Origin of the sequence: Empedobacter brevis NBRC 14943 = ATCC 43319, from assembly GCF_000382425.1 — a bacterium.
Lineage (GTDB): Bacteria > Bacteroidota > Bacteroidia > Flavobacteriales > Weeksellaceae > Empedobacter > Empedobacter brevis.
In genome coordinates this window covers 131,775-158,474 of the sequence record NZ_KB908293.1, presented here as the reverse complement: position 1 = coordinate 158,474, position 26,700 = coordinate 131,775, and the positions used below count along the sequence as shown (strand labels likewise).

Genomic DNA, 26,700 nt, shown 5'->3' with positions numbered 1-26,700 from the left:
AAAACAAAAGTAAACTATTTTGTAGAATTTAGTTTTTGAAAACGGGCATAATGATAATCAATTGCCTCTTTTATCGGAATAAATTCGTAAGCTAACGCGTTTTTGACTTTTGTATTGTCATAAGCAGTAACCGATGTAAGGGAATAATAATTGGCTTTCGTCATGTATTTTCCTCCAAATATTCGACTAAAAATAGATAGACTTTTAATGATTTTTAATGTGGTATTTGATACGCTTTTTACAGAGCGTTTACTGTGAATCGATACTAAGTCAAAAACTTCTTTATACGTTTTATTCTCTGCAATAACAATGAATTTTTGATTGAAAAGTTGTTTGTCAATCAGTTCTAAAAACGTTTTAATTACATCACGTACATCAACAAAGGCTGTTCCTCCTGATGGGGCATAAGTCGTGTTTGTAGAATTCTGTTGAAATAAACTTTCACTTGCTCGTTTTGTGTCTAGTGTTCCAATGATTACACCAGGATTAATAATTAAAACTTTAATTCCTTCTTGAGAAGCACGCCAAACTTCCATTTCTGCTCTAAATTTTGAAATGGCATAAGACGAATGTGTTAAGCTATTGTTCCAAGGAGAAAGTTCGTCAATCTTTTTTGTAACAGGATTTAAATCATCCATTGAGGCAATAGAGCTGACAAAGAAAAATTCTTTTACACCAGAATCAATCGCTTCGTTGACCAGAGTTTCTGTTCCTAAAATATTTGTGTTGAAGATTTCTTCTTCCTGACGTTCATCAAATGAAACAAAAGCTGCCACATGATAAATAGTTTCAATTCCTTCTAATATATCCGGAAGAGCTGTGACATCTAACAAATCGCCATCTATCCATTGAATATAGTGATAGAGTTGAGAAGAGTTTTGTTGAGCAAAGAAATTTTCGATAGTTTTTATATTGGATGTTTTTCGTTTTAAAGCTCGAATAGGTTGTTGCTTTTTTGTTAATTCTACCAACAAATGCGCACCAACCAAACCTGTTCCTCCTGTTACGAAAATCATACTGAATTATAAATATCTCTTTTTTCTGAACCAAAAGTAAATAAAAATTACCACTAATAACATGATAAATAAACAAATTGGATAGCCTAATTTGTAATTTAGTTCGGGCATAAAGTCGAAATTCATTCCATAAATTCCAACGATAAATGTTAGGGGAAGGAAAAATGCAGAAAAAACGGTCAACGTCTGCATGATTTCATTTGATTTTTGACTATTTAGCGAAAGATAAATGGTGAGTAAACTTTGTACGTCATCTACTATCTGACTATGTAAATGCAGCATTTTTACGTTTTCTTCTAATAGATCTTGGGAAGAGCTTGTGCGTTTATTGTCCAATCGGTACTCTTTAAGAGCTTCTAATGTATAGTCTAATATTTTTTTACACGCAGTAGCTTCTCGTTTTATTTTATATAGATTTTGAAGTTTTATTTTTCGGAAATCTTCTGTAAACATCATCTGCTCGAGTTGATCAATTCCTTCATCCATTTTATAGGCAGGTTGTTCATACGTTTTAATGGATTCGGAAATTATTCGGTATAGAAGTCCTTTAACGGTCACCTTTGATACCTCTAAGTTTGAGAGGTATTTTTTTTGAATAATATTAAAAATATCCGTTTCTTTTTGATGTACTGTTACAATAAAATCAGAACCAATGTAAATACTGATTTTGTGGCTAAACTCCCGAATAATATTTTTTAACATGCGATGTTCTTTATCAAAGAATCGAATCAATAAAAATGAAACATGTTGATCATCCGATTCGTATTTTGGTAAATGACCGGGTTCTAAACTATCTTCGATGGTTAACTTCTGAAAACAGTATTTTGTTGCGACTTCATCTAGTTCGGTTTTGGAAGGATTTTGTAAATTAATCCATTTGAATTTTTCGTTTTCGAAAATGATCTGCATTATAAGTTGATAATTTTAAATATTAGAAGTATGGACTAGTTAATTAAATTTAAAATTAACATTAAATCATGTGATGTCAAAAAGTAGAGATGAGCTATTTTTTTATAATTATTTTTTGAATGACTTATGATACCGGTGTTATGATGTAATGTTGTTGTATTACAGATAATTAAAATTTCATCTGTAAGGTTTAATAAGTTCCTAAAAATGATGGCTAAAAATATTTTATCTCTTATTTGATGTTAAAAAAAATAATTTTTTTTAGTTTGATGTTAAAAAATGTTAATATTGCAACTTTTAAAATTATAAAAATACATGAGAAAGAAAATCACTTCTTTATCATTGTTAGCTTTTCTTGGGTTAAGTACAGCAGTATTGGCTCAAACAAAAGGTACGGTGAATGATGCAAATGGATTTCCTGAGTCTGACGTTGAAGTTACTGTAAAAGGAACTGACAAGGTTGTGTACACAGACGAAAATGGAAACTTTAACATTGACGCAAAAGTTGGAGATGTTTTAGTAATAGATGGAAAAGAATTTACTGTAACAAGTAATGATTTAGGTAGCTTAAAATTAACAAATTCTTCTGAGGTTGCTTTAGAAGAAACAGTAATTACAGTAGCCTACGGATCACAGAAAAAAGAAACAGTTGTAGGTTCTAATGCCGTGATCAAATCAGAAGCATTTGAAGATCGTTCATTATCTAATGTTGTTAAAGCTTTAGATGGAGCGGCACCAGGAGTTTTAGTTTCTACAGGATCTGGACAGCCAGGTAGTGGTATTAATGTTCAGATTCGAGGGATGTCTTCTTATAATCTGTCTAACAGTCCTTTATATATTGTAGATGGCGCTATTTATACTGGAGACCCTTCGGATTTAAATCCAAATGATATTGCTTCTCTTAACATTTTAAAAGATGCAGCTTCTACATCTTTATATGGTTCTTCTGCAGCGAATGGAGTTGTAATGATTACAACGAAGAAAGGTTCTAAATCAAAAAAAGGAACATTTAATTTTACTGCAAATACAGGTGTTGTAACGAGAAGTATTCCTCAATATGATCGTGTAAATGCTGATCAATATTATGTTGCAGCATGGGAGTCTATGCGTAATGGTCGTTTAGTTTCAAATCCTTCTGGAGGATTACAAGGTGCAAATACTTATGCAACGAACAACCTTATCGCAAACTTACAAAACAACATTTACAATGTTCCAAATAACCAAGTTGTTATTGATGGGAAATTAAATCCTCTTGCTCAGAAATTATACAATGATTTTGACTGGGATAAATATTTAAATAGAGTTGGAAGCACAGAAAACTATAACTTAAGTTTCAGTGACGCGACTGATCGTTCGACATTTTACGCATCTTTTGGTTATAACAAGGAAGAAGGATATGTAATTAAATCTGATTTCGAAAGATACACTGCTCGTGTTTCCGGAGACAGCCAGGTAACAGATTGGTTAAAGTTAGGAATGAATTTAAATGCGAACTTAACAAAATCTAATCAAGCAGATGACGGAGGTGGAGCATCTTTAATAAATCCTTTCTATACAAGCCGTATTATGGGGCCTATCTATTCTCCTTTCTTATATGATAGTGAAGGGAAGAGAGTTTACGATGAGTTAGGTAATGCAGTTTACGATGGGATAGATTCAAGAGGACGTGGAGCTCAGGCTTCTGGTGGACGAAATGTTATAGAAGAAATTTTATTGAATAACCAAGTTCAAAATACGAATACAATTAACTCTCGTGGTTTTGCTGAATTTAAATTAGCGAAAGGATTGACGTTCACAACAAACTTGAGTTATGATGTAAGAAACTTTTCTTTCAGAAATTACCGTAACAAATACATTGGTGATGCTGCAGGTGAAGGAGGTCTTTCTGAAGAATCTAGAAGAACACAATCGATAACTTTCAATCAATTATTGAACTATACGAAATCATTCGGACAACATAATTTTGATGTTTTAGTAGGTCATGAATCATTTGAAAGACAAATTGATTATTCTTACCGTTACAAAACTAAAGAAGTAATTGAAGGGATTTACGAATTCAATAATTTCTTAAAGAATAGAAGTAATATAAGTTATAATTTACCATTGACAAAAGAATCATATTTTGCTCGTTTAAACTATGATTTTGCAGGTAAATATATCTTGTCAGGATCTATCCGTCAAGATCAATCATCACGTTTTGACCCAAGTAATAACAAAGGAGTTTTCTGGTCAGCTGGTGCAGGATGGAACATTAACAAAGAAAACTTTTTAAAAGATTCTAACGTAGTTAATTTATTGAGATTAAGAGGGTCTTATGGAGAAGTAGGAAATGATGGTGGTATTGGAGCAAATCCAGGTTATTTTGCAGATTTAACAATGTATAACTTAGGAGATTATTTCAATGCAGATGAGCCAGGTGTTTACTTGATGCAAACAGGAAATAAAAATTTAACATGGGAAACAAATGCTCAGTTAGATGCTGGAATTGAATTTGGTTTATTCAAAAACAGAATTTCTGGTAGTGTTGAGTATTTCCGTAGAGAAACAAAGAACATGATTTTCCCTAAACCATTACCAGGTTCTGCTGGAGATCCAGGTAATAGTGTTTTTGAAAATATCGGAACAATGCGTAATACTGGTTGGGAGTTTGGATTAAACTTTGGAATTGTTCGTTCAGAAGATTTTACTTGGAATTTAGGGGTTACTGCAACAACATTTAAAAATGAAGTTGTTAAAATGCCGGAAGGTCAGGAAGCTTTAATCAATGGTTCTAAACGTATTGCAAAAGGACACTCATTGTATGATTTTTGGTTAAGAGAATGGTACGGTGTTGATCCTACTGATGGAGCTGGGTTATTTGTTCAAGATCCAACTAAAGCAGATACTTCTGCAACTCGTGTTATTGATGGAAAAAAATATACAACGAATCAAAATAATGCAAATTATGCGTATGTAGGTTCAGCTCTTCCGGATTTATACGGATCTATCAACAATGAATTCAAGTACAAAAATTTATCTTTAACAACGTTATTTACTTACCAAATAGGTGGTAAAGTTTACGATAGTAACTATGCTACTTTGATGACAAGTTATCCACAAGGACAAGCTTTACATAAAGATATTTTAAATGCTTGGAAAAATCCAGGAGACATTACAGATGTTCCTGTCTTGAGTTCACAAAATTATACTGCTGTTGCAGCTGCATCATCTCGCTTTTTAGAAAAAGCAGATTATTTCATGTTGAAAAATGCAACATTAGGGTATACATTTAATAAAAAAGAAATCGAGAGTTTAGGATTAACAAATTTAAAACTTTTCATTAGTGGAGAGAACTTATTTGCTGTAACAGCAAAGAAAGGTTTAGAACCGGTTCAATCATTCAACGGAACAACGACTTATCGTTATACACCATCAAGAATTGTTAGTTTCGGAGTTAATCTATCATTTTAATAAAAAATTATGAAAAAAATAAAAATATTAGCCGCGACATTACTTGTAGCATCTACAATGTTTACAACATCTTGTAGCGATGATTTCTTAGATACAAAAGCGTCTGAGTCTGTAGAGGAATCTCAGGTGTTTGCAACTGCTGACGGATTATTAGCAGCGGTTAATGGAATGCATAGAAATATGTATTCAAGACAAAATAGTTCTCAAGGACAGAATGGGTATACTGCTCAGATGATTATTTCTGAAGTAATGGGAGATGATTTAGTATTTCCTGCTACTACAGGTAACTGGTTTGTTGCTCAGTTAAGATGGTTGGATACAGCAAATGCAAATGGTTCTTCTAACTCTTATACATGGAATTTTTGGTATTCAATGAATAAGAATGCGAACAAAATTATTGTTAAAGGAGCAAATGCTACAGGAGACAATGCAACAAAAGAAAGAGCTTTTGGGGAAGCGTATGCATACAAAGCATTTAGTTATTTCCAATTAGTTCAGTTGTACGGAAAAAGATATGTGAAAGGTGGAGATAATACAAGTAAAGGGATTATTTTAAGAAATGATCCGGAAGATGTTGCTCCAAAAGCCCGAGTATCTGTAGAAGAAGTTTACCAAGAAATATGGAGAAACTTAGATAAAGCAGAAGAGTTATTAAAGAACAAAAAAGTAATCAATAATTCTCATTTTTCTATTAGCAATGTTTATGGATTGAAAGCAAGAGTAGCATTAGTTCAACAAGATTATGCGAATGCTTCTAAATATGCTCAATTGGCTAAAGAAGGTCACCCATTAATGGATGAAAGAATTTACAAATCTGGATTTAACGATTATAAAACAGATGAGTGGATGTGGGGTATTACAATTGTAGATGACCAAACAGATTATTTCGGAAACTTTATGGCTTATATGTCTCGTAACTATAATTCATCTAATATCCGTTCAAATCCTAAAGCGTTCAACTCTGCTTTATATGCTAAATTAGCAGATACAGACGTTCGTAAGCAATTGGTAGATCCAACAGGAAAACATACAGATTTAGGATTACCTTCTAATTATGCTAAAGTTCCGTATACGTCTCAAAAATTCTTGGCAGTTTCTACAGGAGATAGCCGTGGAGATATTGTTTTTATGAGAGCATCTGAGATGTATTTAATCGAAGCAGAAGCAAAATATTTCTTAGGAGATGAAGCAGGGTCTAAAGCCGTATTAACTGAGTTAGCTAAAATGAGAGATAGCAAGTTCGATCAGTTTACAAAATCAGGAGCTGATTACTTAGAAGATATCTATGTTCAACGTCGTGCTGAGTTATGGGGTGAAGGTTTCCGTTTCTTTGATTTAAAACGTCAAGGTAGAAAATTAGACAGAAGAGGTGCTAATCACGTTTCAGCAGTAACAAACGATGTGATGGTAATTGAAGCAACTGATTCTAGATGGCAATGGTTAATCCCTCAGGATGAGATCAATGCTAATCCTTTGTGTGAACAAAACCCATCTTAATATTTTTAAATATAAATTTTATTTAATCATATATTCAAATCAAGGTTTTCCGTACGGAAAACCTTGATTTTTTTATATCCATAAATCGCTATTACTATCTACTGAAAAAGTATAAACTAAAAGTTTTTAGTCTTTTAGATATGCCGCTTTTATATTTTCTTCTTTTATGGCTTAAAGCAAATGATATCCGTTTCTTGTTGTTTCGTTTGTATTTTTTAAGATTTTTTGTATATGTTTTCACATTTTTAAAAAAAGTGTAAAAGGATTATTTTGTTTGGCGTAAAATTAATAAAAAACCTTAAAATTTATAATAAGTGTAAATAAATGCTTATTTCGTTGTATTAATGATAATAATGTTAAATAAAAAGTTAAAAATGTCATAAAAAACATAAATAAAAGTTAAAAACTTCATTTATTTTCATCTGTTTGGTTATCATTGTTTTATGTAAAAAAATAACACGTGAGAAAAAAATTAACACATGAAAAAAAAATTAACATCTTTAAGCCTACTAGCTTATCTTGGTTTAGGTGCAGTTGCACTTGGTCAAACAAAAGGAATAATAAATGACGAGAATGGTTTTCCGGAAGCTGATGTTGGGGTTACGATAAAAGGTACGAACAAAATAGTATTTACGGATGAAAACGGTAATTTTGATATTGATGCTAAAATAGGAGATGTTTTAGAAATTAACGGAGTTGAATTTATTGTAGTTAGTCATGATTTAGGTGTCCTAAGACCTAAAAAGTCAGAAATGGTTGAATTGGAAGAAACTGTTGTAACTGCATTTGGTGTTCAAAAAAAGGAAACTGTTGTTGGTTCTGTCGGTACTATTAAAGCAAAAGATATTGAAAATAGACCTTTAACAAATGTTCAAAAAGCATTAGATGGTACTGTTGCGGGGGTATTAGTGTCAACTGGTTCTGGACAGCCTGGATCAGGTTTAAATGTACAAATTAGAGGGGTATCTTCTTTTAACCTTTCTAGTACACCCTTGTATGTGGTTGATGGCGTAATCTTTACAGGGAATTTACAAGATTTAAATCCTAATGACATAGAATCGTTGACGGTATTGAAAGATGCAGCATCAACGTCTTTATATGGTTCTTCAGCTTCGAATGGAGTTGTGATGATAACGACAAAAAAAGGAAAAAAAGGAAAACCTTCTTTTAGATTTTCATCAAATACAGGGGTTGTAACTAGAGGAATACCTGAATATAATAGGGTTGGAGCAGGTGAATACTATGTTGCAACTTGGGAATCTATGAGGAATGGGTATTTGTCTTCTGTTGCAGGAGCTACTTTGGAAGAAGCAAATATTTATGCTTCTACAGCTTTAATTACAGATAATCTAAAGAATAATATTTACGATATTGCAGATAATCAGGTTGTGGTTGATGGTAGATTGACCAATTTGCCAATGCTTTACAATGATTTTGATTGGCAAGATTATATTTCTCGTACAGGAACCTTTCAGAAGTATGATTTAGATTATTCAGGGGCTACTGATAATACATCTTATTTTGCTGGTTTTGGGTATAATAAAGAAACTGGTTATGTAATCAAATCTGATTTTGAAAGATATTCAGCAAGAACAAGTGTAGATACTCAGGTAGTTGATTGGTTAAAATTAGGAGCAAATTTACAAGGTAGTTTGGTGAAGTCGAATCAAGCGAATAGTAGTGGAGGATCTTCTTATGTAAATCCGTTCTTCTTTACAAGGGCTATGGGGCCTATTTATTCACCATTCTTATATGATGCAAATGGACAAAGGGTTTATGATGAGCAAGGTAATCCAGTTTATGATGGAAATGTTTCAAGAGGTCGTGGAGCAAATGCAAGTAGTGGGCGTAATGTTTTACAAGAGACGTTGTTGAATAATCAATTTCAAACAACAAACTCAATAAATTCAAGATTTAATGCAGAATTTAAGCTGTTTTCGGGGTTAACATTTACCACTAATTTAGGATATGATGTTAGAAATTATAATTTTAAATTTTATGGGAATAAGGTTATTGGAGATGCTGCCGGAACAGCAGCATTGGATATAATAAATTATAGATATCAAGGTATAACTTGGAATCAAATCTTAAATTATCAAAAAACTTTTGGACAACACAATTTTAATGTGATCGTAGGTCATGAATCGTTTGATTATAAAACTGATTATTTGCGCGTTAGAAAAACTGGAGAAACAGTTTCGGGAATATATGAACTGTCAAATTTTCTAACACCTACATCTGCTACAGGGTATAATGATGTAATTAGAAAAGAGGGATATTTTGCTCGTTTAAACTATGATTTTTCTAATAAATATTTATTATCAACGTCGATTAGACAAGACATTTCATCACGTTTTTCACCTCAAAATAATAAAGGAATATTTTGGTCGGCTGGTGTTGGTTGGAATCTTCATAAAGAAGATTTCTTAAAAGGATCTTCAGTTGTTAACGAGTTAAAGTTAAGAGCATCCTACGGACAAGTTGGAAATGATGGTGGTATTTCTGAAAATCCAGGTTATCAAGTAGATCTTGATTTGTATTCTCTAGGTTATAACAATGCAGGAGAGTCAGGAGTTTTTTTGAGTCAATTAGGGAATTCAGATTTAACATGGGAATCAAAGAATCAACTTGATATTGGTGTTGATTTTTCATTATTTAAAAGAAGAATATCAGGGTCAGTAGAATATTATTTACAGGATGTAGATAATATGATTTTTGCAGTGCCAGTCCCTAATTCGGCAGGAGTACCTGATAACTCAATTTATAGGAATTTGGGTAAAATGAGAAATCAAGGAATCGAGGTGACATTAAATTTAGGGGTTGTAAGAGGGGAGAAATTCTCTTGGGATCTTAGCGTTTTAGCGTCTACAATTAAAAATGAGATGATTAGAATGCCTAAAGGTAAAGAAGATGCTATTATTAACGGTACAAAAAGAATAGCAGAGGGACGTTCTTTATATGAATTTTATTTACGTCAATGGTATGGAGTAGATCCAAGAGATGGGGCTGCATTGTTTATTCAAGATTCTGATAAAGAAGATGATGCCTCTACAAGGGTTGTTAATGGAGTAAAAGTGACTACAAATCAGAATAATGCACTAATGGATTATTCAGGTTCATCAATTCCGGATGTGTTTGGTAGTATAATAAATAGTTTCAAATTAGGAAATTTTGATGCGTCATTCATGTTAACATATCAGTTAGGGGGAAAGGTTTATGATAGTAATTATGCTTCACTAATGGGAACCTACCCACAAGGACAGGCGTTACATACTGATATGTTGAAAGCTTGGAAAAATCCGGGAGATATAACTGATGTGCCTATTATGAGTACGCAAAATGTAAATGCGACAGGGGTTTCGTTAAATTCTCGTTGGTTAACAAAAGCTGATTATTTATCAATAAGAAATGTGCAAATTGGCTATAATTTTAATAAAAAAACGATAGAAGTAGCAGGGTTAACAAATCTTAGGGTTTATGCGTCTGGAGAAAATTTATATGCATGGACAGCAAGGGAAGGATTGGAGCCTGTTCAATCTTTTAATGGAACGTCTTCTTCCAGATATACTCCATCTAGAACAATTAGCTTAGGATTAAATGTCTCATTCTAAAAAATGACTAAAATGAAAAATATAAAATTATTAATATCAGCTTTGGTAATCACATCATCATTATTGACATCTTGTAATGATGACTTCCTAGATACAAAACCGACCTCATCTGTTGATGCTCCAACTGTATATTCAACTGCAGATAATTTGATGGCAGCTATTAACGGAATGCATAGAAATATGTATACAAGACAAAATAGTTCTCAAGGACAGAATGGGTATACGGGACAATTAATTATATCAGATGTTATGGGCGAAGATGTAGTTTTTCCTTCAACTGGTAATGGGTGGTTTGTTTCGCAGCTAAGATGGCTTGCTCAAAATCAAGTAACATCAGGGACGGTGTCTTATCCATGGACATATTGGTCTGCTATGATTAGGAATGCCAATAATATTATTACTTACGGACCTTTAGCGACAGGAGATATAGACTTAAAAGATAAGGCAATTGGAGAAGCTTATGCTTACAGAGCGTTTTCAAATTTTCAATTAGTTCAAATTTATGGTAAAAGATATATAGCCGGAGGGGATAATTCTAATCTTGGTATAGTCCTGAGAGAAGACCCTTCCGATATTGCTCCTAGAAAACGATCTACAGTAGAGGAAGCATATGTTTTAATTTGGAAAGATTTGGATAAAGCACAAGAGTTGTTGACAGGTAAAGCTGCTGGGAATAGATCGCATTTTTCATTAGCAAATGTAAAAGGGCTTAAAGCTCGTGTAGCGTTAGTTCAGCAAGATTATGCGAAAGCGGCACAATTTGCTAATGAAGCTAAAATGGGTATTCCTCTAATGTCTCAGTCATCTTATAGAGCAGGATTTAATGATTATACAAATGTTGAATGGATGTGGGGTGTTAGAATACAAGCGGATCAGTCAGATTTCTTTGGAAATTTTCATGCATTTATGTCAAGAAATTTTAATTCAACACAAATTCGAACAGCTCCTAAAGTAATGAATATAAAATTATATAATGCCTTTCCTTCTACAGACGCGAGAGTGCAGGTTGTGGATCCTACTGGGCAGCATACAGCATTATCCCTTCCAAATAATTACTCGAAATATCCTTACACTTCTCAAAAGTTTTTGGCTGTGAGTCAATCAGAATCTTTAGGAGACGTTCCGTTTATGCGTGTGGCTGAAATGTACCTAATTGAGGCAGAGGCATTATATAAACAGGGAAAAGAAGTTGAATCTAAAGAAGTGTTAACAACTCTGGTTAAAGCTAGGGATTTATCATTCTCTTCTTTTACAACGGCTGGAAACGAGTATTATGAACAAATACTCTTAAATAGACGATTAGAATTATGGGGTGAAGGATTTAGGTTTTTTGACTTAAAACGTTTAAATCAAAAACTTGACCGCACAGGGGCTAATCATAATGCAACAGTAATTAATAATGTGTATACTGTTGAAGCTTCTAGCTCTAAATGGGAATGGTTAATTCCACAAGCTGAAATAGATGCTAATCCCGAAATAATTCAAAATCCTTCGTGATAATATTTTAATATAATTTCTCCTCATAGTAATTATGTGTTCAAATCAAGGTTTTCCGTATGGAAAACCTTGATTTTTTTATCTCCAAAAATCACTATTAATATCTACTGAAAAAGTATAACTTTGTAGCTCGTAAAAATTAGATAAAAAAATACATTAAATAGACTATGAATCCATTAATTGAAGAATTGACTTGGAGAGGGCTGGTTCACAATATAATGCCAGGGACAGAAGAACAACTAAATAAAGAAATGACTTCTGGTTATGTCGGATTTGATCCTACAGCAGATTCTCTTCATGTAGGAAGTTTGGTTCCTATATTCTTATTGGTTCATTTGCAACGTCACGGACATCGCCCAATTGCATTGGTTGGCGGAGCAACAGGTTTTATCGGAGACCCTACAGGAAAAGCTGCGGAAAGAAGCTTATTGGATGAAGAAACATTGAACAAGTATGTGGCTGGAATTAAAGCTCAATTGTCTCGTTTCCTGGATTTTGATACAAATAATGGTAATTCAGCTTTATTGGTGAATAATTATGATTGGATGAAGAACTTTTCATTCATCGATTTTGCTCGTAATGTCGGGAAGCACATTACAGTTAATTATATGATGGCAAAAGATTCTGTTAAATCCAGACTTTCTTCAGAATCAAATGTAGGAATGTCTTTTACAGAGTTTACCTATCAATTGATTCAAGGATACGATTATTTGCATTTATACAAAGAGTTAGGTGCTAAATTGCAAATGGGAGGTTCTGATCAATGGGGAAATATTACAACAGGAACAGAATTAATTCGTCGTACGGTTCAAGGAGAAGCTTTCGCATTCACTTGCCCGCTAACAACGAAAGCAGACGGAACTAAATTTGGGAAATCTGAAGGAGGAGAAAATATTTGGTTAGACAAGAAAAGAACATCGCCTTACAAATTCTATCAATTCTGGTTAAATCAAGCTGATGCTGATGCAGAGCGTTACATTAAAATTTATACCTTCTTAGAAAAAGAAGCAATTGACGATTTAATCGAGCGTCACCGTCAAGAACCGCATTTACGTGAATTACAGCGTAAATTAGCGACTGAAATTACCATTTTGGTGCATGGTGTAGAAGAATTGAGAAAAGCAGAAAAAGCTTCACAGGTTTTATTTGGAAAATCAACTTCAGAAGATTTAAAAGAATTAGATGGAGAAACGTTCTTATCTGTTTTTGAAGGGGTTCCACAGGCAGCTGTTGCAAAAACAGATCTAGAAGCCGGTTTGGATATTGTTGCTGTATTGGCAGATAAAACAGGCTTCTTGAAATCTAATTCAGAAGCACGCCGTGAACTTAAAGCGAATGCTATTTCGGTGAACAAAGAAAAAATTGGAGAAGATTTTGTTTTAACAACAGAAAATTTAATCGCTGATAAATATGTGTTGTTACAAAAAGGAAAAAAGAACTATTTTATCTTAATTGTAGAATAAACAGAATTAGAATAAAAAAGCCCTCATTTTTGAGGGCTTTTTATTTTTAAAGATCAGTTTAAAGACTGAATATATTCTTTTATTGCGGAAGAAAGATTACCTTCAGACTTTTCTAAAACTCTTAGAAAAGCACTTCCTATAATTGCGCCATTGGCAAAACTCCATGCCTTCTCTACGTCTTCTTTTGTCGAAATCCCAAATCCAATTTGATGAGGTTTTGTTAAACCTAAACTTTTTATACCAGATAAAAAATCTTCATTATAATTAGAAGTTGTTGCACCTGTTGTAGCAGAATTTGATACGATATAAACAAAACCTGAAGTCGCGTCATTAATTTCCTTAATACGTTTTTCAGTGGTTAAAGGAGTGATTAAAAATGTCACTTTTTGGTCATATTTTTCAAATAATGATTTGTGTTCGGCTAAATAAATTTCATAAGGCATGTCTGGTAAAATCAATCCAGAAACACCGCTTTCTTGACAATTCTGTAAGAATTTTTCTAATCCAAAAGTCATGACTTGATTGTAGTAGCCCATCAAAACAATAGGAGCAGAGATTTCATTTTTTACTGAATTCAATTGTTCAAATAAAACATCTAATGTCATCCCGTTTGCTAATGCTTTTTCACTTGTAGCTTGTATTGTAGGTCCGTCGGCTAAAGGATCAGAGTAAGGAATTCCTACTTCGATGATGTCAACATTGTTTTGATCTAATTCTTTTAAAATAACAGGAGTATCCGATAAATTTGGATATCCGGCAGTTGTGTATATTGTAATGAGTTGATTATTTTTTTGACTAAATAATTGCTCTAATTTATTCATGTTATTTGACTTGTTTTAATAAGATTGTATAAACAGGGAAGTGGTCAGAGTATCCGTTTGCACGATATGTATCTCCACTCCACATACGATTAGGGAAGCCTTTGTATGCACCTTCTGTTGCAATTAAGTAATCTTTATTAAACACTTCTGTTTTGAATATTTTATAAGAAGAATAATCTTTATTCTTTGTAACCAATGATGAAGTTGAGATAAACTGGTCGAATAAATTCCATGCATCACGGTAAGCCAATGTTCCAACTCCTTTTTTGTATAAAGGTAACATTGGGTTGTAGTAACCGTCTTCCGTTACTTTAGAAATTTCTCCGGCCGGATTGAATGTATTTTTAATACTTGGCGAAATAGGATCGTCATTAAAATCTCCCATTGCAATTACTTTAGCATTTGGATTTTTAGATTTTAAATCATCAAAAATACCTTTCATTACTTTGGCAGCTTCTAAACGAGCTGGCATAGAAGCTTTTTCTCCTCCACTACGAGAAGGCCAGTGGTTTACCAAAAATGTAATTTCTTCTCCATCTAATAATCCGGTTACTTGTAAAATATCACGTGTGTATCTGCGTTTTCCCTCCGAATCGTAATTAAAAATAGGATGAGGTTTTGCTTCAATTACTTTAAAACGAGATTTTTGATACAATAAACCAGTATCAACACCTCTGGCATCAAATGAATTGAAGTGAACAACGTCATAACCATATTTCTTTAATGCAGAGCTGTTGGCTAAATCTTCTAATATTTCTCTTGTTTCAATTTCACATATTCCAACAACAACAGGAGCAGAACCTGTAACATCAGCCCCTAACTCGCTAATAACTTTTGAAATATTATTGATTTTTTGAAAATATTTTTGAGTGTTCCATCGTTTATTTCCATTTGGTAAAAACTCATCTTGAAGAATTAATGGACGGATTATTTTCTTTCCTTTTATGTTTTCGTAAGTATAACTTTGGTTAAATTCTTCCGTTTGATACTTAGAAATGTCAGATTCTGCAATCTGAATATGATAATTTTTATCATTATATGGTAAAGTTCCATCAATATATCCTACTGATTTTATGGTGTCAAAAATATTTTCGACATTATAAAAAGCCACTGTAGCACTTGCGTATTTGGCCTGACCCTTAACGTTTAATGTTAAAACGAAAGTAAAAATGATGAATAAAGTTAAAGATTTATTAATTTTAAACATATGTTATTAATTATGAATTTATTAATTTTGTTGTCCTATTTTTTTAAGATAGCTAATTTATAAATAAAAATTCGTTTGAATGAACAAATTATTGTTAAGTATTTCAGTCTTTGCTGCAACTGTTGCTATGGCACAAGCGCAGACAAAGATTACTGGGGTGGCAAAAAATGCTGCTACAGGTGAAGAGGTGTATAACCTCACTGTACGTTTGAACGGAGGCGTGGCAAACGATGCTGCGATCACCGATCGTATAGGTTATTTTCAGTTTGTAGATATTCCTGATGGAACTTACAAATTACAAATTTATGGCGTAGGATATGATCCTTATGAAAAAGAAATCACTGTAGCAGGGCAAAAAGAGCTAGACTTAGGTGATATTAAATTAACATTTAATCCAAATACAGCAGAAGTTGGAATTATCACATTAACAGATGATGAATTATCTGATGATGAAAGTTCAACAGCTTCAAATTCAGGACTTTTACAATCTTCTCGCGACGTTTTTGCTCGCGTTTCAGCATACGAACTAGGTTCGTATTGGTTTAAACCAAGAGGTTTAGATAATAAATATAATGACATTCATTTCAATGGAGTTCGTATGAACAAAATGGATAATGGACGTGCAACTTTTAATAACTGGGGAGGATTAAACGATATTACTCGCCGTCCGGATGAATTGACATACGGAATAGAACCTTCTAAATATGCTTTTGGAGATTTGGGGGGTGTAACAAACTTTGATACTCGTCCTTCTACGATGCGTAAAGGAATCAGTTTGGCTTATTCTAGTACCAATCGTTCGTACAGAAATCGTGTAATGGCAACATACAACACAGGTTTGATGGACAATGGCTGGGCCTTTATGGTTTCTGGAAGTAGACGATGGGCTGATGAAGGAATTATAGAAGGTACGTTTTATGACGCTTATGCTTATTATATAGGTGTAGAGAAAAAGTTTAATGAAAATCATACGTTAAACTTCACAAGTTTTGGAGCGCCTACACGTCGTTCTACCGGATCTCCAAATACACAGGAAGTTGTCGATATGATGGGGATTTATTACAATGCTTATTGGGGGTGGCAAGATGGTGAAAAACGTAACGAACGCGTGAAGAAAACTTTTGAACCTGTCAACATGTTGACACACCATTGGAACATCAATAATAAATCGAAATTAACAACGACTATTTCTTACCAATTTGGAAAAGAAAGTGGTTCTCGTTTAGATTGGTTTGCAGGGAACAATCCTTCTCCTCTTTATTACCGCAATCTACCTTCTTATTTTGCGTATAGAGGAGCTGATCAAAGCGTAATTGATGCCCAGGCCAATCTTTGGAAAAGCGGTCAGATTTCTCAATTAGACTGGACAAGTCTTTACAGAGCTAATAGAAATAATGGACCAAGATCTGTTTATTGGTTAACCGCAGATGTGAACGAAGATAAAACAGCTACAGCTTACACAAATTTTCAGACAGAATTGGCTCCAAATATTGATTTAACAATCGCTGCATCTTATCAAAATACAAAATCTGAACTGTATAGAGAAGTTCAGGATTTATTAGGAGGAGAATACGTCTTGAACAGAGATAACTTTACAGGAGTTTCATTCAATCTTTTAGATCCTAATTATACTCCAACAAAAGGTCAAAGACAGGGGTATAATTATGAAATCAACCGTGATTATGCAGATATATTTGCGCAGACTAAAATCAAATCGAAGTTTTTAGATGTTACAATCGGAATGAAAGCGGCTATGACTAAATTTTACCGTGAAGGTAAATGGATGCATGAGTTATACCAATCAAGTTCTTATGGAAAAAGTAAGACGTACGATTTCTTAGATTTTGGGGTGAAGTCAAATTTCTTGGTAAAATTAGACGGACGTAATTTTATCCAAGCTAATGTAATGTATCAAACAGAAGCACCAACATCAGATGAAATTTTTCCAAATGCACGTGTAACAAATGTGACTGTTGATGGAGTAGAGAGTGCAAAGGTTTTCTCAAGTGATTTATCGTATATTTTAAGAGCACCACGAATCAAAGCCCGCGCGACTGCGTTTTATACACGTACAAAAGATGAAATAAAAAAGGCTTTTGGATATATTGATGGAGTAAGTACAGAAGAACGTTTATTCGTGTCAGAAATTATGACAGGGGTTGGGAAAGAATATCTGGGAACAGAGTTGGCTGTAGAGGCACAAGTTTTACCAGTTCTTACAGTATCTGCCGTGGCGTCTATTGGTCAATATGTGTACAAAGATAATCCTAATTACAATTTGTATTCTGATGATTATAGTAACGAGGTTTTGCCTTATAAAAACTTTGGAACAACTTATCTTCATAATTATAAAGTAGGAAGTGGCCCTCAATCAGGATTTTCACTTGGGGCAGAATATCGTGATCCTAAATTTTGGTGGATTGGAGTGTCAGGGAATTTATTGGCAAATAATTATATAGATCCAGCTGCATTTCGTAGAACAGTTAACTTTTTCACACTTGAAAACGGGGATTTGGTTGATGTCAATCAGGAAGATTTGAAAGATATTTTAAAACAGGAAAAATTAAGCAATGAGTTTATGTTGAATATTAATATGGGAAAAACATTCCGTATTGGTAAATACTCAGCAGGAATTTCAGGGACAATTAACAATGTTTTAAATAACAAAAACTATGTAACCGGAGGTTTTGAGCAATTGAGAATCGGTAACTACAATAATGCTAAGGATAGTAATTATAGAACATTGTTTGGTCCTAGAATGTTCTATGGAATGGGAACAACTTATTTTGCAAACATTTACTTTAGATTCTAATTTTTAATAACAACGAATAAAATTCAATATGAATACAATATCAAAATTAACAATAGCAGGTGTTTTAAGCTTAGGCTTATTTATAACTCAGTCTTGTGTGAAAGATGACGATTACGCAACACCACCAATAGAATGCGCGGATAAATTAACGGCGAATATTACAATTGGAGAATTAACATCAAAAGTAACTTCCGGAACGATTCAGTTAGATTCAAACGGAGCAATTGCTGAAGATTTAATTATAGATGCTTATGTCATCTCTAGCGATGAAACAGGAAATTTCTATAAAACAATTTCATTACAAGATAAACCGAAAGAGGCGACAGCAGGAATTCAAATCGAAATTGACGGGACTAATTTATATAATGAATATCCATTAGGAGCAAGAATACAAGTGAGCTTAAAAGGATTAGTTGTGGCCAAAGATAGAGGAATTATGAAAATTGGTTCTGTAGACCCAAGTTTTGCAGTAGGTCGTATTCCATCAGCAGTAATGAAGAAGTATATTTTCAAAACTTGTGATGAAAAACAGACTATTGAGCCTAAAGTGGTTAATAATTTAACGGAAGCTTTAAAAGCAGAGAACTTAAATACATTAGTTACGATTAATAATATTCAATTTAAAGAGCCTGAGGTTGATAAAACTTATGGTGTACAAGGAGCTACTGTAAACCGAGTATTGATTGATAAGTCTGGAAAAACAGTAGATTTACGTAATTCTGGTTTTGCAAAATGGTACAACGAAGCATTGCCTACAAAAAGTGGCTCTATCACTGTTGTTGTAAGTATTTTTAATTCTTCTTATCAGGTATATATCCGTGATACGAATGATGTAAAATTTGATCAAGACCGTTTTGAAATTGGGGGTGGAGAAAATCCAGGAGGCGATGGAGAACCATCTTCAAATGCAATTTATTTATTTGAAGGAGCTGATTTTGAAAATTGGCAAACTTTTTTAGATAATATTACAGCTAATGGGATTAAACCATATGCTACTCAGGGTATCGGTAATGGATTTAATAATACGAATTCTTTACAAATTAAAGGAACGCCAACTGGTAATGACTATGTAGTTACTGCGAAAGCCGGGGCATCAATTCCTAAAGATCCACAAGCGATTTATTTCAAGTTGAAAGGAACTTCTACAGGGAAAACTTTATCAATTAATGTAAATGCCACAGAGGATGTAACGACTGGAGCCGGACCACAAAAGTATTATGTATTTAATTTATTAGATGTAAAAGATACTGATGTAATATTGGATTATGTTCAAGGAAATGATTATAGAGGGTCGATTGATACAAAAGGTAAATGGATCAATGTTAAATTGAACATTAAAGGTTTACCAAAGTTAGATCTTCAAAATTTAGTAAACGGATTTTTATCAATAAAAGTTGGTAGAGATGGAGTATACGATATTCAAATAGATGATATCAAAATCGATTAATTTAATTAATCAAATAAAAATAAAAAAGACGGCTAATTTTTAGCCGTCTTTTTTATTTTTATAAAGGAAGATTGTTAAGGAAATGAAAATTTTAATCAATATTTTAACGGTTATTGGTATAAAAATGCAATGAAATCGTATATTTAAATTTGATTAAAACATGTATTGATTTTATATTTTATTTAAAAATAATGTTGTTTAGGTTGTAATTTGATTAATAGAATGTTGAAAATTAAATTATTTAGTTGTTTTATGCTTTAAATGGAAAAAATATGATAAAAAAAATATTTTAATATTTAATTTAATAAAGATACAATTAATTGTATCTTTCATCCTTTTACTGCGTTATAATTCGCAAATTTACTTTCCTATTTATAAATAAGATTAAAAAGATACAGTTGTATAACAATCCGTTTTTTTTTGATTTTATATTTTTTTAACACATTTATATGATTCATCATTAAGTTGAGATCTTATTTAGATTCATTATACTTCATGTGTTTTATGTTTAATTATGCTTGTATTGATGTTTATGAGCGTTTTTACTGTTGATATATGTATTTAATAGAGTAAAAATTTAAATACTTGATAAATAAAAAAAAATACTCAACTTTTTGGAAGTCTTAAAAAAAAGTTAGAGTTTTGTCTTAAATGTTATAAAAATTAAACTATGAGGAGAAGATTAACATCTTTGGGTCTATTAGCTTTCCTAGGGTTAGGAACTATGGCTTTTGCCCAAGTAACAGGTGTAGTTAACGATGCGAACAATTTCCCAGAGTCTGACGTAGAAGTTACTGTAAAAGGTACTGACAAAGTTACGTATACAGATGAAAATGGAAATTTCAACATTGATGCTAAGGTAGGAGATACGTTAGTGATCAATGGAAAAGAATTTAAAGTAACTTCTAATAACTTAGGAGCTTTAAAATATACAAGTGAAGACGTAAGCCTAGATGAAGTAGTGGTAACGAGTATCTTCGAAGCACCACAAAAAGCAGGTCAAACAATTGTAAAAGCTGATCAAATTAAAGATTTTAATCCTAGTTTGTCAGTTGACCAAATGTTAGGTGGTAAAGTGTCTGGTTTAGTTTCTCAAGCTCAAAATGGAGCACCTGGAAGTACAGCGAATGTTACAATTCGTGGAGCTTTAGGGTTAAACGGAGGGGTTAAATCTCCGTTGACAGCTGCTGATGTAAACAGTATAAACCCAGGAGATATTGATGATATCAAAGTATTGAAAGAAGCATCTCAGTTGGCCGTTTATGGTGCGCGAGGAGCAAATGGTGTTGTAATTGTTAAAACAAAGTCTGCTAAAAAAGGAGGAGTAACAATTAGTTATTCGGGTCGTGTTGGATTTACTTCAATGATGGATTTGCCTAATATCGACTTAATGAATTCTAATCAGTTATTAAATCATCAAAATGATTTATATAAAATTAGTACTGGTATTGGTAGACCATGGACTGCTGAACAAATAACAGAGCTGTCTAAAATTAATACAGATTGGCAAGATGCTATTTACCGTAATGGTGTAGTAACTTCTAATTATTTCTCTATTTCAAATAATCAAGGTGATTTAAGTCAAAATTTCAGTATCGGTTATGATAAAGATAATGGAGCTGTAAACTTCTACAAAGGATTTGAGCGTATTACATCTTCTTATAGCTTCAATGGTAAAGCAAGTGATAGATTAAGATATGGAGCAAATGTAAATGGAGCTTATCAGACATTAGATTCTCCTCGTGATCGTTTCAATGGACAATCTCCTTTTAACGTTGCTTTACAAGCAGCACCATATAGAACAGTGTATGATTTGGATGCGAATGGAAACGTTCAGTACGACGAATGGGGATACCCTATCTATAATGTTGATAATGGAGCTGGTTATCCGGTGTTAGATGAAATGCATAAAGCATATAACATTACAAGACAGTTTAAATTATATGGTTCTGGATTTTTAGAATTAGAAATTGTTAAAAATTTAACAGCGCGTTCTACTTTTGGAGCAACGTATGTTCGTTTACAAAACGAAACTTTTAACAGAAGTAATACATATTTAGCGCAATTATTAGGATCTCCTGCATCTAAAACAGATAACTCAAGAGATAACCTAAATTACAACTGGCGTAATGAGTTGAATTATGTAAATAAATGGGATAAACATAACTTAAGACTTACTGTTGCATCTGAGTATCAAAAAGACAATCGTTACAGAATACTTTTAGCGGGTCGTACCTTTCCTAATAATGATTTGATAACACAAGGTTTAGCACAACAAATTTTAGGAGAAGGAAATTCATATACAAATAGAACAAAAATTGTACGATTTGGATACATTGGGGCTGCTTCGTATGATTACGATCGTAGATATATGTTAGATGTTTATGTAAGACGTGATGGAACTTCTTTAGCAGGATGGGACAATATGTTCGGAACATTCTGGGGAGCTTCTCTTGGTTGGGATATTGCCAGAGAACAATTCTTAAAAGGAAATAAAGTTGTTAACAGCTTAGTTCTTAAAGCATCTTATGGTGAAGTTGGAGATGATTCAGCTTTAGAAAAGTATGCAGGAGGTAACTTCTTATATTCAAATATCAACTTAATTAATTTAGGTTTTTATAACGGACAGTTTTCAGGAGTACCTAGTAGAAATTATGCTACACCAACAACAAGCTGGGAGGTAAATAAAAAATTGAATTTAGGTCTTGATTTTAGTTTACTTAAAAATTCTCTTTCAGGATCATTTGCATACTTCCAAGATAAGCGTACTGACTTCTTATTTGATTTAAATTATTCGCCAACAGCAGGAGGTTATAGAACAACTCTGAATGCAGGAGATATGACAACTGACGGAATCGAAATTGATTTAAATTATGATGTATTGAAGTCTAAGAATTTTGATTTATCTGTTTATGGTAATATTACAAACGTAAATTACAAAATTGATAGATTAAATGGAACAGATGAATTATTAACTGCTAATGGATCAAACAACTTAATTCATCAAGTAGGAAAATCACCATATCAATATTACATGGTACGTTATGCAGGTATAGATACTCAAACGGGAGATTATTTATACTATGACAAAGATGGTAATGTAACAAATGTATATTCATCAGGAGATGCTGTAGCGACAGGTAAAACACCACTTCCTAAAGTATTTGGAGGTTTTGGATTAAATGCTAAAGCATACGGTTTTGATATTAATGCAGATTTCACTTATTCTGCAGGAGCATATTCTTACAATAATGTTTACCAATGGATGGTAGATCCGACATTTAGAACTCAAAATCAAGATGTTTCTGCTTTAGATTATTGGAAAAATCCAGGAGATAATACAAGATTCGGAAAACCGACACCAGATGGAACAATGGAGTCTACATTATTCTTAGAGAAAAATGACTATATCTTATTTAGAAGTTTATCAGTAGGGTATACATTTGATGATAAACTATTAAAATCTACTCCAGTGAAATCGTTCCGTGTATATGCACAAATACAAAATTTAGGTGTATTTACAAACTACCATGGAAATCCGGTACAAGGAACAGGTTCTTCGGAAACAGTTACTGTTCAACAAGCAGGTTATGTATCAAATTCATTCTCTGGATTTGGATATCCAATGACAAGAACATTCTCTTTAGGGGTTAACGTAACATTTTAAAAACTAGAAAAAATGAAAAAGAAAATATATTTATTATCATTAGTTGCAATGTCTTTCGCTTTCACGGGAGCATTAACAAGCTGTAGTGAAGATGATCTTCAGATAGATTCTCCGAATGATATTACACAAGATAATTTTTATAAAACAGAAGAGGATTTTGAAACAGCGATTAGAGGTGTTTACAATGACTTCAGAACAAACGGTTTATTTGGAAACACAGGACAAGCAAGAGATATTGTTATTTTAGGGGACTTAATGTCAGATAACTTAATCTTTAGTCCTTTTGGTAGAGGAGGAGGTTTTACAGCTTCTGAATGGAGATACCAAGGAAACTCGAATGTAACAGAATTGTATGAAAATGCTTATAGAGCAATTTCTGATGCGAATAAAATTTTATCGGTAATTAATAATTTACCTGAGTCAAGTACAGTTAAACCTAAGGTGAAAGCAGAAGCATTAGCTTTGAGAGCGTTGGCTCATTTTGAAGTAGCGAAATTATTTGCGAAAATACCTACTCAAGGAAGTGGAGCGGCTAACTCTCAAGGTATTGCATATATCTCTGAACTGAACTTCAAAGATGAACCTAAACGTGAGGCGAATATTGGAATTGTTTATGATAAAATTATCAAAGATTTAGAAGATGCATTGGCAGGAGGTTTACCTAATGGAGGTTATGCAGCAAATCCAACAGGAAATACGATTTACCGATTAAATAAATTATCTGTAAGAGGATTATTAGCAAAAGTGTATTTGTATAAAGGAGATTATCCTAAAGTGATTGAATATGCAACACCTGTTGTAGATGCTATAAAACCAACAGACAAAGCAGATTTAGATAAATTTTGGAAAACAGAAACAAATCAAGGAGCATTGTTCGTATTGCCTTTCGCAAGAACAAATGATATTCAACTTGGAACTAATTATAGCCAAGGTTTATCGGCAAATACCTTAAGAGTTGAATTTACAGTAGATAAAGCTTTTGTAGGAACATTTGATCAAGCGACAGAACCAGAACGTTATAATGCTAGTATAGTTGAAATGGTCCAAAATCAATATGATGGTGCAGGACCGGTTTATGCTGTTAAGAAATATATGTATTCTAGAACAGGGTATAACGCAGGAGTTAATGACGGACGTTATTTACGTGTAGAAGATGTAATTTTAATGTTAGCTGAAGCTCAATATATGTCAGGGAATCAATCAGGAGCGTTAACGACATTAAATAAATTAAGAGATGCTCGTTATACAGCTTATACTGGAGGAGAAACTGGAGATGCTTTATTTGAGGCTATTATCACAGAGCGCCGTAAAGAATTAGCTTTTGAAGTAGGAGATCGTTTCTTTACTTTAAAACGTTTATTAGGGGTTCCAGGGATACCTGTTAAGTATGCGCAAGGTATTCAACGTTCAGGAAACGGTCACTATGCAGATGGTACAGGATCTCCTTCTGCGACACAGCAATTGCCTGCAAGTTCAGTTAAATGGCAGTTACCTGTTAGGCAAAGTATATTAAATTTAGATAAAAATATTGGTCAAACAGACGGGTATTAATCGATTTAATAATAAATAATTAACCCCTCATTTTGAGGGGTTTTTATATATATAAATTTTGTAAAAAATAATCTACATGAGAACAAATTACTTTACATTTTTTATTGTATCTATTTTGGGTTTTGGTCCTATGCAACAAGTAGATGCTCAACAAGTTTACTATAATAAAGCACTTCATGGAGTAGCATCGAATACAAGTGATATCGAAATAAAAGGGAATCCATATTTGGAAGATGGTTTTTCTAAATATGATATAGAAGGGGCTAAAGTAGAAAATATACCATTATTGCGGTATAATCATTATTCAGATCAAATGGAATATTTAGATGAAAATGTGTCATATGATTTGAATAAAATTCCAAATATGATTATTACATTCAAAAGAAGTAATAAAAAATTTATTTATCTACAGTATCAGGAAAATAATGGAAAATCTGGTGGATATATGCAAATCCTTAACAAAGGAAAGAATACGACCTTGTACAAAAAGGAGATTGTAATCTTAGCAGATAGAATGGAAAAAAGTGATTTATTAGATACTTCAGGAACAAAAATTCAGTTATATGAAGCTGATAAACCTATTTATTATTTTACTATAGATAATAGTATAGTTCTTATTCCAAATAAAAGGAAAGAATTAATGTCTATTTTTAAAGATGAGCATGTGAAAAATTATATAAAAAAAGAAAAAATATCATCAACCAATGAAACGGATTTGATAAAACTGACTCAGTATATAAACCAATTATAATTATATCTTTAAGAAAGGATGATCTTTTTAGAATTATCCTTTTATTTTCTCCATAAATTCCCATGCTCTAAATTCCGCCCAAGAATGAGGCGTGTCTTTTAAAGGAAAACCACAATGTCCGCCATATTCAGGCATTTCGAACGAACAAAATTGATGCTCTTTGAAGCGTTCAATTGGGTAACAATCACGGCCTAAAAAAGGATCGTTTGCAGCATTTACAATTAAGCAAGGTGTTTTGATATTGTCTAAAACAGTTGCAGGTGACGCCTTATGATAATAGTCTTCCTTAGAAGAATAACCATGTAAAGCAGCCGTGAAATATTCATCAACTTCATCAAAAGTTTTGATATTGTCTATCATTTTTTCGTTCAACACACCGGGAAATTGTTTTGCTTTTTCTTTAAATTTAGGAACAAGTGTTCGTTTAAAATTATTAAAATAAACAGTATTCGGGAACTCTTTCAACGTATCGGCACAGGATTTTAAAGAAATTGGAGAAGAGAAGGTAATCCCGCATTTTATTCGTTTGTTCACCTCATAACTTCCCAAATAATTTAAAACTAAAGCACCTCCCATCGAATATCCAATCAAATAAATTTGATGGTAGTCTTCTGTTATTGCTTTTTCCACTATGCGATGTACATCGTCTATAGAACCATGGTGATACAAACGGCAAGTTTCGTTCATTTCACCGCCGCAGCTTCTGTGGTTCCATGCCAAAATATTAAATCCTTTGTTGTAAAAAAAATCCGAACAGGAATTGAGGTAAGTTCGTTTCGAATCGCCTTCAAGACCATGAAAAAGGATGATTAATTTGTCTTTATTTTCTTGAAAACGCCAATCCAAATTTAAAAAATCACCGTCATCAGTTGTAATTTTTTCTCGTGCATAAGTCGGAATGGGATATTTCTTAAATTTTGCAGGGTAGATTGTTGAGTAATGCGCATTTCGATTCAGGAAATTAGGTTTCGGATAACTTGAATGTTCTATATAAGGCATTT

General features: G+C 32.8%; 15 protein-coding genes. 10 read left to right on the top strand and 5 right to left on the bottom strand.

Annotation, left to right across the window (positions count from 1 at the left end):
• Window positions 1–14: 14 nt before the first annotated feature.
• Window positions 15–1,016 carry an NAD-dependent epimerase/dehydratase family protein gene (locus tag H277_RS0106030; protein ID WP_019974691.1) on the bottom strand — a complete coding sequence of 334 codons (1,002 nt, stop codon included), beginning with the start codon at window positions 1,014–1,016 and terminating at the stop codon, window positions 15–17.
• Window positions 1,017–1,022: 6 nt separating this feature from the next.
• Complete coding sequence (locus tag H277_RS0106025; protein WP_019974690.1) at window positions 1,023–1,925, bottom strand: CorA family divalent cation transporter; 903 nt, start codon at window positions 1,923–1,925, stop codon at window positions 1,023–1,025.
• Between the two features lie 315 nt (window positions 1,926–2,240).
• Here H277_RS0106025 and H277_RS0106020 point away from each other — a divergent pair, with 315 nt between their 5' ends.
• From H277_RS0106020 to tyrS, 5 genes are all read left to right on the top strand, one after another.
• Window positions 2,241–5,375 carry a SusC/RagA family TonB-linked outer membrane protein gene (locus tag H277_RS0106020; RefSeq protein ID WP_019974689.1) on the top strand — a complete coding sequence of 1,045 codons (3,135 nt, stop codon included), beginning with the start codon at window positions 2,241–2,243 and terminating at the stop codon, window positions 5,373–5,375.
• 9 nt (window positions 5,376–5,384) lie between these two features.
• On the top strand, window positions 5,385–6,872 hold the full coding sequence (locus tag H277_RS0106015) for a RagB/SusD family nutrient uptake outer membrane protein (protein ID WP_019974688.1): 1,488 nt from the start codon (window positions 5,385–5,387) through the stop codon (window positions 6,870–6,872).
• A 479-nt stretch (window positions 6,873–7,351) separates the two neighbouring features.
• Entirely contained in the window at window positions 7,352–10,483 is a 3,132-nt protein-coding gene (locus tag H277_RS0106010; protein WP_019974687.1) for a SusC/RagA family TonB-linked outer membrane protein, read from the top strand.
• 3 nt (window positions 10,484–10,486) lie between these two features.
• The gene (locus tag H277_RS0106005) at window positions 10,487–11,980 is read left to right on the top strand and encodes a RagB/SusD family nutrient uptake outer membrane protein (protein ID WP_019974686.1); all 1,494 of its coding nucleotides are present in this window, start codon (window positions 10,487–10,489) and stop codon (window positions 11,978–11,980) included.
• A gap of 167 nt (window positions 11,981–12,147) precedes the next feature.
• A complete protein-coding gene (tyrS, locus tag H277_RS0106000; protein WP_019974685.1) occupies window positions 12,148–13,443 on the top strand; it encodes a tyrosine--tRNA ligase in 1,296 nt (431 codons plus the stop codon).
• Window positions 13,444–13,496: 53 nt separating this feature from the next.
• On the opposite strand, the gene trpA is transcribed toward tyrS, so the two are convergent.
• Window positions 13,497–14,264 (bottom strand): tryptophan synthase subunit alpha, encoded by a 768-nt coding sequence (trpA, locus tag H277_RS0105995; RefSeq protein ID WP_019974684.1) that lies wholly within the window; start codon window positions 14,262–14,264, stop codon window positions 13,497–13,499.
• A 1-nt stretch (window position 14,265) separates the two neighbouring features.
• Entirely contained in the window at window positions 14,266–15,471 is a 1,206-nt protein-coding gene (locus tag H277_RS0105990) for an endonuclease/exonuclease/phosphatase family protein (RefSeq protein ID WP_019974683.1), read from the bottom strand.
• Between the two features lie 79 nt (window positions 15,472–15,550).
• On the opposite strand from H277_RS0105990, the gene H277_RS0105985 reads away from it, so the two are divergent.
• The 5 genes from H277_RS0105985 (at window position 15,551) to H277_RS0105965 (ending at window position 25,699) form a co-directional block, all read left to right on the top strand.
• Window positions 15,551–18,283, top strand: coding sequence for a carboxypeptidase regulatory-like domain-containing protein (locus H277_RS0105985; RefSeq protein ID WP_019974682.1), 2,733 nt, complete (start codon window positions 15,551–15,553; stop codon window positions 18,281–18,283).
• 28 nt (window positions 18,284–18,311) lie between these two features.
• Window positions 18,312–19,730: a DUF5689 domain-containing protein gene (locus H277_RS0105980; protein ID WP_019974681.1), complete on the top strand. Its 1,419-nt coding sequence runs from the start codon at window positions 18,312–18,314 to the stop codon at window positions 19,728–19,730.
• A 670-nt stretch (window positions 19,731–20,400) separates the two neighbouring features.
• Complete coding sequence (locus tag H277_RS0105975) at window positions 20,401–23,397, top strand: SusC/RagA family TonB-linked outer membrane protein (RefSeq protein WP_146810356.1); 2,997 nt, start codon at window positions 20,401–20,403, stop codon at window positions 23,395–23,397.
• 12 nt (window positions 23,398–23,409) lie between these two features.
• Entirely contained in the window at window positions 23,410–24,948 is a 1,539-nt protein-coding gene (locus H277_RS0105970) for a RagB/SusD family nutrient uptake outer membrane protein (RefSeq protein WP_081623197.1), read from the top strand.
• A gap of 76 nt (window positions 24,949–25,024) precedes the next feature.
• Complete coding sequence (locus H277_RS0105965) at window positions 25,025–25,699, top strand: hypothetical protein (protein WP_019974678.1); 675 nt, start codon at window positions 25,025–25,027, stop codon at window positions 25,697–25,699.
• 33 nt (window positions 25,700–25,732) lie between these two features.
• Here H277_RS0105965 and H277_RS0105960 read toward each other — a convergent pair whose 3' ends face one another.
• Window positions 25,733–26,698, bottom strand: a complete 966-nt coding sequence (locus tag H277_RS0105960; protein ID WP_019974677.1) for a YheT family hydrolase — start codon at window positions 26,696–26,698, stop codon at window positions 25,733–25,735.
• Between the last annotated feature and the right edge of the window lie 2 nt (window positions 26,699–26,700).